Origin of the sequence: Barnesiella sp. CU968 (assembly GCF_905219685.1) — a bacterium.
Lineage (GTDB): Bacteria > Bacteroidota > Bacteroidia > Bacteroidales > Muribaculaceae > Lepagella > Lepagella muris_A.
This window is the reverse complement of record NZ_CAJMXD010000066.1, coordinates 1-10,366: the sequence shown is the minus strand read 5'-3', so window position 1 is coordinate 10,366 and position 10,366 is coordinate 1. Positions and strand designations below refer to the sequence as shown.

At 48.9% G+C, this 10,366-nt stretch carries 8 protein-coding genes and 1 pseudogene; all 9 read left to right on the top strand.

Annotation, left to right across the window (positions count from 1 at the left end; translation table 11 throughout):
* A pseudogene (locus JX312_RS04255) lies at nucleotides 1-1,006 on the top strand (TonB-dependent receptor); the annotation flags it as partial.
* 14 nt (nucleotides 1,007-1,020) lie between these two features.
* Complete coding sequence (locus JX312_RS04250) at nucleotides 1,021-2,685, top strand: SusD/RagB family nutrient-binding outer membrane lipoprotein (RefSeq protein ID WP_204457167.1); 1,665 nt, start codon at nucleotides 1,021-1,023, stop codon at nucleotides 2,683-2,685.
* Between the two features lie 20 nt (nucleotides 2,686-2,705).
* Nucleotides 2,706-3,962, top strand: a complete 1,257-nt coding sequence (locus JX312_RS04245; RefSeq protein ID WP_204457166.1) for a hypothetical protein — start codon at nucleotides 2,706-2,708, stop codon at nucleotides 3,960-3,962.
* Between the two features lies 1 nt (nucleotide 3,963).
* The gene (locus JX312_RS04240; protein WP_239653802.1) at nucleotides 3,964-6,285 is read left to right on the top strand and encodes a glycoside hydrolase family 3 N-terminal domain-containing protein; all 2,322 of its coding nucleotides are present in this window, start codon (nucleotides 3,964-3,966) and stop codon (nucleotides 6,283-6,285) included.
* A 277-nt stretch (nucleotides 6,286-6,562) separates the two neighbouring features.
* The gene (tsaE, locus tag JX312_RS04235) at nucleotides 6,563-6,994 is read left to right on the top strand and encodes a tRNA (adenosine(37)-N6)-threonylcarbamoyltransferase complex ATPase subunit type 1 TsaE (RefSeq protein ID WP_123404011.1); all 432 of its coding nucleotides are present in this window, start codon (nucleotides 6,563-6,565) and stop codon (nucleotides 6,992-6,994) included.
* Entirely contained in the window at nucleotides 6,991-7,737 is a 747-nt protein-coding gene (locus tag JX312_RS04230; protein WP_204457165.1) for a biotin--[acetyl-CoA-carboxylase] ligase, read from the top strand. The genes tsaE and JX312_RS04230 overlap by 4 nt, the downstream gene beginning before the upstream one ends.
* A 15-nt stretch (nucleotides 7,738-7,752) precedes the next feature.
* The gene (locus tag JX312_RS04225; protein WP_123403872.1) at nucleotides 7,753-8,826 is read left to right on the top strand and encodes a lysylphosphatidylglycerol synthase transmembrane domain-containing protein; all 1,074 of its coding nucleotides are present in this window, start codon (nucleotides 7,753-7,755) and stop codon (nucleotides 8,824-8,826) included.
* 26 nt (nucleotides 8,827-8,852) lie between these two features.
* Nucleotides 8,853-9,419, top strand: a complete 567-nt coding sequence (locus JX312_RS04220) for a hypothetical protein (protein WP_124029532.1) — start codon at nucleotides 8,853-8,855, stop codon at nucleotides 9,417-9,419.
* A complete protein-coding gene (locus JX312_RS04215) occupies nucleotides 9,416-10,267 on the top strand; it encodes a leucine-rich repeat domain-containing protein (protein WP_204457164.1) in 852 nt (283 codons plus the stop codon). Before JX312_RS04220 ends, JX312_RS04215 begins: the two co-directional genes overlap by 4 nt.
* Nucleotides 10,268-10,366: the final 99 nt, after the last annotated feature.

Below are 10,366 nucleotides of genomic sequence, written 5' to 3'. Positions count from 1 at the left end.
TGACTTCACATATTACAATCAGATAAGTAAAGACCAGATTATGGGCATGGCAAGTAGCTGGGCAACAGGATACCCCTATCGTCTTATCAATGCCGGTGAAATACAAAACCAAGGTATCGAAATCGCACTTAACACACGTCCCGTTATCATAGGCGATTTCTCTTGGGATTTGGGTATCAACTTCTCTAAGAACAACAATAAAGTGCGTAAGCTTGTAGACGGCATGGATATGTTTGAACTTGAAAAGGCTTCATGGCTTGATGTCCAGGTCGCTGCAAAGGTTGGTGAGAACTTCGGTTCTATCGTGGGTCCCGATTTCCAGAGAAACGAAAACGGAGATATTCTCATTGACCCGGCAACCGGTTTGCCGATGTACGACAAGAGCAATCACGTTCTTGGAAATGCATCTTGGGACTGGACAGGTGGTCTGAGCACAACATTCCGTTACAAGAATTTCGGACTTACCGCACTGTTTGACGTAAAGGTTGGAGCCGATCTGTATTCTATGTCGGCACGTGCTGCTCACGAATCAGGCAAAAGCCTTGCAACACTGGCAGGACGAGAAGAATGGTATAAGTCGGAAGAAGAGCGTCAGGCAGCAGGTATTGCGAAAGGTGCCTCGACATGGACTCCAACCGGCGGTTTTGTCGCACCCGGTGTGATTGACAACGGCGACGGCACATATCGTCCCAATGACATCAAGGTCAACCCCGAAGACTATTGGATGAGTGTTTGCCGCAATGCCCCTTCGATGTTCATCTATGACAATTCTTACATAAAGTGTCGTGAAATCACACTTACCTATCAATTCCCGAAGAAATGGCTCGGTAAGGTAGTGCAGGATATGTCTATTTCATTTGTGACTCGCAACCCGTTCATCGTATGGAAGAACATTCCCGACATCGATCCTGATTCCAACTACAACAATACAACCGGTATGGGACTTGAATATGGTTCGCTGCCTTCGCGCAAGAGCTATGGTTTCAACCTGTATGTTAAATTCTAAACGTAAGATTACCAATGAAACTACATAAGATATTCACTCCTGTTTTGGCGGCTCTTGCGCTCATTGCAGGTTCATGTAGCGACAGCTACATGGAGGATCTGAACACAGACCCTTCAAAAGCCAACGGCATTGACCCCAATGCCCAGCTGACCACAGCCCAGCTCCAGACCTACGGCGATCTGGGTATGGTGGAAATCTACCGCAACTACCATTATGCTTTCTCTCAGATGCTGATGGGTTGCTGGAATACAACCAACTATGGAGGCCGCCACACAATCGACAATAACGAAATGTGTCGCATCTGGACTTCGCTATATCCCAACGCTATAAAAAATCTTACTGATGGCATTCATAACAGTGAGGAAGAAGGTCTGACAAACGTAAATGCCGCTCTGCGCATCTATCGCGTCTATATGATGTCCCTTATTACTGATGTTTATGGCGATGCGCCTTTTAGCGAGGCTGGTCTCGGTTATATTGCCGAGAAATTCAACCCTAGATACGACACTCAGGAAGAAATATACGCAGCTTTCTTCAATGAACTCACCGATGCCTGCGGAGCCCTGTCATTGTCAGGCGACAGGATCACAGGCGATGTAATCTACAACGGTGACGTAACTAAGTGGAAGAAACTTGCCAACAGTCTGCGCCTCCGATTTGCCATGCGTATATCCGACGTAGACCCCGACAAGGCTAAGCAGGAATTTGAAGAGGCTCTGATGGCTGACGGCGGCGTCTTTACAAGTGCTTCTGATGACGCTCTCATTAAGTATATGGAAGTATCGTTCAGTTTTGGTCAGGATACATATTCCGACTATCGTGGCAATGCCCTTTCCAAACTACTGTTCGGTAATGACCCGGCAAACAACCCGAGTTACCTCTGTTCTACATTCTTCAACCAGATGTATAACAGCGGCGACCCCCGTACTTTTATCTTTGCCCGATTCTACTATGACGGTCTGATGAGCCTTACAAGCCCCGATAACCGCATTGACCTCACTGAAGAAATTCTTTCAAAAGGTATTCCTATGAATCCGAGAGATCCGGGTGCTTACTCATGGGAACCGTGGCCGGCAGGCTATGACAGCGATATCATGAAAGAGATTGCTGAGAACAATCCTTCTGTCGAAGTAAGTATGGCGCGCGAAACCGAGCCCAAGCTTGCCAACAACTTCCTTAAGAGTGATAATCCGGGCGTAGTTATGACCTACGCCGAGGTAAACTTCCTTATGGCTGAGGCCGCCCTTAAAGGCTGGGCAGTCGCCGGTAGTGCTGACGGCTACTACAAAACTGGTGTACGTGCGTCAATGGACTTCCTTACTGACAACTACGGCTGCCGTAAGATTACTGATGAGGAATTCTCTACTTTCATTGCCAACAACGGCATCGGTTACACCAACGAGCAGCGTAAGGCAGCAATCAATACTCAGGCATGGATTCTGCACTTCACCAATCCGTCTGAAGCATGGGCAAACGTGCGCCGTTCAGGTTATCCCCGACTTAAATCTCCGGCTGAATACGGTTTCGGCCAGTTCCTCACCGGCGGTCAGGAAATCCCCGTTCGCCTTTGCTATCCGGTTCTTGAATCATCGTATAATAAGACCGGCTATGATGAAGCTTTGGACCGTATGGGCGGAAGCAATAGCTGGTACATACCCATGTGGTGGGACGTTGACTAATAACATAAAAAGAAACTACAATGAATTTCATATATAAGACAATTTTGACTTTGCTGCCTGTAAGCGTCATGCTTGCTTCATGCAGCAGCGACGATCCGTTCTCTGTAGCAGGTCCGGATGACGAACCCCATATTCTGGCACCGACTTTCCCTGACCGAAATAATGGTCAGCTGCCCGTAGTAGCCAACATCAGCCGCGATGCAAATTTCGCCATGGAACTTACCGTGACACCTGCCGACTATGTTGATGTGGTATGGTATATCGACGGAGAGCAGACTGCAACCGGAAAGGCTATTGATATGCCTCTCCCCGCAGGTACATACGAGATGAAGGTTGTTGTCACAACCACTCAGGGTAAATCAACTTCTCGCGAAGGCATCATCAATGTCAATCCGCTGGATGGTGATCCCTGGGCTTCGGAAGTCTCATTTGAACGCATTGTCGCTCCCGGACAGAACGCGGTACTTTATGGCCGCAATCTCAGCTCTGTGAAATCAATCACTCTCGGTGATTCTGAACCGATTCCTGTTGACTATTCTACCGAAGACGGCAATGATGTTCTCACCTATACCGTTCCAGCAAATGCCGTCAATGGTACTTGCAGACTGGAACTCATTGATGCCGAGGGTATGAACTACGGCGCAAATAAAGTGACTGTGAGCTCTTCCGCTCTCGTTACTTCAGGTGCAGACCGTATTACTTCTGGTGCTACAACAACGCTTACAGGTATCAATCTCGACAGAGTGGCATCTCTTGAAATCGGAGGAACCAAGATTTCTGATTTTACCGAAAAAACTTCAACTGCAATCAGCTTCTCTGCCCCGGCTCTCGAAGATGGTGAGTATCCGATGTCGGGCGTTATGAATGATGGTGCCGAAGTTCAGTTCTACAAGAACGGTCAGGTTGAGACCTCCACAACAGTGGTTATGTTATCTCAGCAGACCTTGTGGTCAGGACACCACTATGTTTCGTGGGATCTTCCCGATGACAGCCCCAACAAGACCTTCAACCTTATCGGCATGGATGTTTTTGCCGGCATTAAACCGGGTGCTGTAATGTCAATTCACTATTCGATAGAACCTACCGCCGAATATCATCAGCTTCGCACAACTACTGTAAGGTGGAACGATCTTCCCGGTACAGGAATGATTGAATTCTCAACTGACGGTGTCGCAGAAATCACGCTGACAAAAGAGGCTCTTGACATGATTCAGGAGCAGTCCGGATTCATCTGCGTCGGTCATGGTTACTATGTAGATCTCGTAACTCTTCGCTAATATGTTGAAACACGTAATGACATTTTTAACCGTCACTTCAGCAGCCTGCTCTATGCAGGCTGCCGGAGTGGCAATTCCCTCAGACCCTGATATTGAGGCAGCTGTAGAGCGCACATTGTCCAAAATGAGCCTTGACGAGAAAATCGGCCAGATGACAGAGCTTTCAATTGATGTGCTTGGCGACTGGAAGGACGGTGAGTTCTTTCTCGATCCTCAGAAACTTCATGAGGCTATCGCTGTCTATAAGGTCGGCTCTGTGTTGAATGCTCCCGGCGGACCGACTGCACAGACTCCTGCGAAATGGGAGAAGCTGATCGGTCAGATTCAGGAGGTGTCAATGAAAGAAATCGGCATCCCTTGTATCTATGGACTTGACCAGAATCACGGCACAACCTACACTCTTGGCGGTGTGCTGTTTCCGCAGAACATAAACGTAGGTGCGTCGTTTAACCCGACGTTGGCTCGCAGAGCTGCTGAAATTACGGCATATGAGACTCGCGCCGCCAACTGTCCGTGGACATATTCTCCTACCGTTGACCTCACCCGCGACCCGCGTTGGAGCCGTGTATGGGAAAACTACGGAGAGGATCCGTTAGTCAACGCCATCATGGGCGCTCAGCAGGTCAAGGGCTTTCAGGGCGATAACCCGAATAAGATAGGCCGACATAATATAGCCACCTCGGTTAAGCATTATCTCGGCTACGGCGCTCCGCGAACAGGCAAAGACCGTACCCCGGCATATATTTCACCGTCTGATCTCCGCGAGAAGTTTTTTGAGCCTTACCGTGCCTGCATCGAGGCAGGGGCATTGACTGTAATGGTCAATAGCGGTTCAATCAACGGTCGCCCTGTTCACGCCAATAACGAGCTGCTCACCAAGTGGCTTAAAGAAGACCTTAACTGGGACGGAATGATTGTGACTGACTGGGCAGACATCAACAATCTCTATACCCGCGAATATGTGGCTCACGACAAAAAAGAGGCTATCGAAATGGCTATCAATGCCGGAATCGACATGTCAATGGAGCCATACGACCTCAATTTCTGCACTCTGCTTAAAGAACTCGTAAATGAAGGTCGCGTATCTCAGGAGCGTATTGATGACGCAGCACGTCGTGTCCTGCGCTTGAAATATCGTCTCGGGCTGTTTGACACTCCCAATACATATCCCAAAGACTATGCCGACTTCGCCTGCGACCGTCACGAGCAAGTCGCTCTTCAGGCAGCCGAGGAATCGGAGATACTGCTCAAAAACGACGGCGGCATTCTTCCGTTGAAGAAAGGTACAAAGATTCTGCTGACAGGTCCTAATGCCAATTCGATGCGCTGTCTCAATGGCGGCTGGAGCTATTCATGGCAAGGTCATCTGACTGACCGTTTCGCATCGAAATACAACACCATCTACAAGGCATTGGTCAATAAGTTTGGCAAGAAGAATATAGTTCTTGAACAGGGTGTCACTTATCCTGCCGAAGGTGCCTATCACGAGGAAAATGAGCCGGAAATTGAAAAAGCTGTGGCAGCTGCGTCGGGTGTTGATGTCATAGTCGCCTGTATCGGTGAAAACTCCTATTGTGAGACACCGGGAAACTTGTCGGATCTCGCTGTCTCTGAAAACCAGCGCAATCTCGTCAAGGCTCTTGCTGCGACAGGCAAACCGGTTGTATTGATTCTCAACGGTGGTCGTCCGCGTATCATCAGTGATATTGAGCCATTGGCAGATGCGATAGTCAACATTCTGCTTCCCGGTAACTTCGGTGGTGACGCACTTGCCAACATCCTTGCCGGCGACACCAACCCGAGTGGCAAAATGCCCTACACCTATCCACGCCATCAGGCAGAACTCACCACCTACGATTATCGAGTGAGCGAGGAAATGGATAAGATGGAAGGTGCTTATGACTACGATGCTGTGGTATCGGTACAGTGGGCTTTTGGCTATGGACTCAGTTATACCACTTTCAAGTATGACAATTTCCGCTGCTCGAAATCTGAATTCGGTGTCAACGATGACCTCGTGTTCACAATCGATGTTACCAATACAGGTAATTGCTCAGGCAAAGAGGTTGTGATGCTTTTCAGCCGTGATATGGTAGCGTCTCTGACTCCTGACAATCGCCGTCTGCGCGCGTTTGAAAAAGTTGAGCTTAAGCCCGGTGAGACCAAAACCGTAACTTTGCCAATCAAGGCAAGCGACCTCGCCTTCGTGGACTACGACGGCAAGTGGGTACTTGAAAAAGGACAGTTCCGTATGCAAGTCGGCAGCAGTGTGATGGATATTGATTGCAACGACACATACAAGTGGTCAACCCCCAACAAGTAAAATAATTCATAAGGTAAAACAGATTTGATATAGGCTTGCAGTGATGGCAGGCCTATATTTTTAATGCCAATTATAAATACCAGAACCAAACACACTACCAATTTCTTATCCATTGGCCATCCTCACGCGAATCCTCAAAAATAACCTTGTAGTCAAAATATTAACCCAAGACTACATCAAATATACGAATTATTTTGGGAATAGTCACATATTTTCTATCATAGTTTAACGCGATTTGAAATCTATTAATTAAATTCGCGTTATAAATCGGATGAAAATGAATATATCAATCAGTAATATCGAGGATCTGCCGCGTGCGGCTGCAGAGTTCGTGGCGGCGATGGGGGATAACAGGCATTTTGCTTTCCATGCCCCGATGGGTGCGGGGAAAACAACATTCATCTCTGCTTTATGTGCGGCTCTCGGCTCTGAAGACGAGGCGTCAAGCCCGACTTTCAGCATAGTCAATGAATATGCGGTTGCGCCGGATGCGGTTGCGCCGGGTGGCTCTGACAAGATATATCACTTTGATTTCTACAGGGTGGAGACGGTGGAGGAGTTGCTCGACATGGGGCTTGACGATTATTGGGATTCAGGGTCTGTCTGTCTTATGGAATGGCCCGAAAATGCTCTCGGATTCCTCCCGGACGATACTGTTGACGTGAGAATCGAGGTCTTGCCGGATGATTCAAGGATGCTGACGGTATGAGAATAGAATGGCTGGATGAGTGTGTGTCGACCAACACGCAGGTGACGGAATATCCTCTCTCGGAAGAGGGGGTGATTGTGGCGGTGCGCTGCCAGACAGGAGGACGCGGACAAAAGGGTAATTCCTGGGAAGCGCAGCCGGGAAAGAATCTTACATTTTCAGCGATGTGGAAACCACGTGGCATCGCTGCAAGAGAACAATTCTCTATCAGCGAGGCTGTCGCGCTTGCCGTTGTCGATTTTCTGGAGGATGCGGGAATCAACGCGAAGGTCAAATGGCCCAATGATATCTATGTGGATGACCGTAAGATATGCGGAATCCTGATAGAGCATTCGGTTATGGGAACGGAAATTTCCCGCACAATAGCAGGTGTGGGAATCAATGTGAATCAGCGTGAGTTCCTGAGCGGCGCTCCCAATCCGGTGTCGATGGCTTCCATAGCCGGAACTGAATTCCCGACGGAAAGACTGCTTGAGGATTTTGAAATGAAACTCCGCCGGCGCCTCAGTCAGATATCCGGATCTGAGGGGAGAATAATGATTCACGATGAGTTCCAGTCAAGGATGTGGCGTTTCGACGGATCAGCCTATCCTTTCCGCGTCAGGGAATCGGGAGAATCATATCCGGGTATTGTCAGAGGTGTGGAGCCGATGGGTTTCCTGCATGTCGAGAATGCGGATACCGGTGAGACATGTAGATATGCCTTCAAGGAGGTGGAATTTTTGCTATCCGGCGGAATTTGATTAAATTTGCATTTTATGAGTGACAAGGAAGCGAAAACAGGAAAAATGCGCACAGTGCTGGGGTATGCCCTCAGATGGCTGTTGCCGCTCGCGCTGACAGTCTTGCTGGTCAGCTATATGTTCAAAAAGGTCAATTTCTACGACATGATGGATATTATCCGCCATGGAGTGGACTATTGGTGGATATTGTGTGCCATGGGAATCAGCGTTTGTTCCCATATATTCCGTGCGTTGCGCTGGCGTATACAGTTGCGGAGTCTCGGCATAGATGCGCCGCTTCTGGCTCTGTGCTGCTCTATTTTCGGTTGCTATGCCTTGAACCTTGTCTTTCCGCGCCTCGGGGAGGTGTGGAGATGCACATACATAGCGGGGCGTGAGAAAGCCCCTTTCGCCAAAGTGCTCGGTTCGATGGTCGCGGACCGTCTGTCGGATTCGATCTGTGTTCTGCTTCTCACCATATTGACATTCATCGTTGCGACTCCGGCAATAAATGCGTTCCTGACAAAATATCCCGTAGGACAGGGGGTTGTGTCTACTGCCTCTTCGCCTTGGTTCTGGATTGCCGTGGCTGGCGCATGTGCCGTTGTGTGGGCGATATTCCGTTTCGGACGCGATACTGCTCCGGTAAAGAAAGTGAAAGGCTGGGTGCTTGAGACATGGAAAGGTTTTGCGGTTGTCACTGAAATGAAAGGGAAATGGACTTTCCTCTTTTATACAATCGCCATATGGGGATGTTATTATGTGCAGCTGTATGTGGCGTTCTTCGCTTTCCCGTTTACACGCGAGTTGTGTGCACAACAGGGACTTGCCTTCGGACTGACACCCTGTCTTGTGGCGTTTGTGCTCAGTTCAATCGGTATGGCTATACCCTCCAACGGCGGACTCGGTCCATGGAATATTGCTGTGATGTTCGGCCTCGCCATCTATGGTGTAAGCACAGCTGACGGAACGGCGTTCTCCATGCTGCAGTGGTCCGGTCAGACGGTGATGTTGATAATTCTCGGAATCTTCACTATGGCATATATATCACTTGATAAAAAGAAAAATGAGGAAGTTCCATCGAATGAAACCGGAATTTCCCGCTCTTAGCCTACATATACGAATTGCAGACTATTATGAATTTTAACGACGATAAAGACGATTTTTTTGACGGTCCCGACATACAGGAAGTGCCTAAAACACCGAAAGCTCCTCTTCTTAAGCCGGAGGATCCGGATTACTGGGAGCAGGATGAGCCTGAGTTTGAACACCTGCTGCCTCCGCGTCGTAACACTACAATATGGCTCTGTGTAGCTGCTGCCGTGTTGGCTGTAGCTGCTTTCATTGCCGTTTATCTGTGGTTTTTCTCACCATTCGTGACTGAAGCCGTGCAATACGGATATGTGGAGGATATCGAGAAAAGGGGAGAGGTCTTCAAGACTTATGAGGGAACAATACTGCCATACAAGGAATTGATGGATACGACACGGGTATACCGTAAGGATTTTGTCTTCTCCGTCAAGGATCCTGCTGTTGCGGTGGAATTGCGCCGTCTGCAATACGCAAACCTTCCTGCACGTGTCGAATATGAGAAATATCACGGCTCGTTGCCATGGCGTGGCGAAAGCCGCATAATGGTGGTGCGTGTGGACACTGCCGATCCCGCCAAAATACTCCCTCCGGAATTTGCTCCCGACATATGAATTTAAGAACGGTCTGCATATTTTTGTTGTCGCTTGTTGCTGCATCGCGGATAGATGCGGAAGCGCAGGATGTCGTGGATAATTCACCATGGTCTGTCACGGATTCCGTGCTTACTGTTTCTAAAACGGTATTGCGCATCGAGGCATATGCGTTTGCCGACAGAACCGATATCCGGGAAGCCAGATTTGAAGATGGCTCCCGGCTTCATTCAATAGGTGAATATGCGTTTATGGGGTGTTCCAATCTTAAAAACATCACATTGCCGGCAAGTCTTCGGACACTCGGTGAGGGGTGTTTCCGTGAATGCGGATTGACCTCTTTGGCTGTTCCGGACGGAGTGAAAGAATTACCCAAGGGGATGTGCGCATGGAATGAAGAGCTGCGGACCGTATCTCTCCCCGCCGGGCTGGCTGACATCGCGGCGCATGCGTTCGCCTATTGCAAGAGTCTTGAATCCATTGCGATACCCCGGGCGGTCAGTCATATAGGCAACAACGCCTTCTCATGTTGCTACACACTGGCGGAGGTGACGCTTCCCCGGGCAATGAGAGAGCTGGAATCTTATGCCTTCTCCGACTGCCGGTCATTGCGCAGCGCGGTCATGCCTGCGAACTCAAGGCTCCTCGGCGAATTGATTTTCAGCGGATGTGAAAACCTGACATCCATAACGGTGATGTCACCCGCACCGCCACCCTTCGACTGTGATAGTTTCATCTTCGAGCCGGACGAGGCGCGTCTGTATTCCCGATGCCGTCTCTACGTTCCTGCCGAATCCGTCAACCGTTACAGAACGGCCCGCGGCTGGAAGCTTTTCACAAACATAATTCCCGTCAGTCATCGTAAATAGCCGCCCCAAATTTCACTTTTATTTTTAAACACTCTTAAGAAATGCTCTTAGAAACTGTTTAAATTTAATTCGATATTTTTTATATAGTGAATCTTGTGT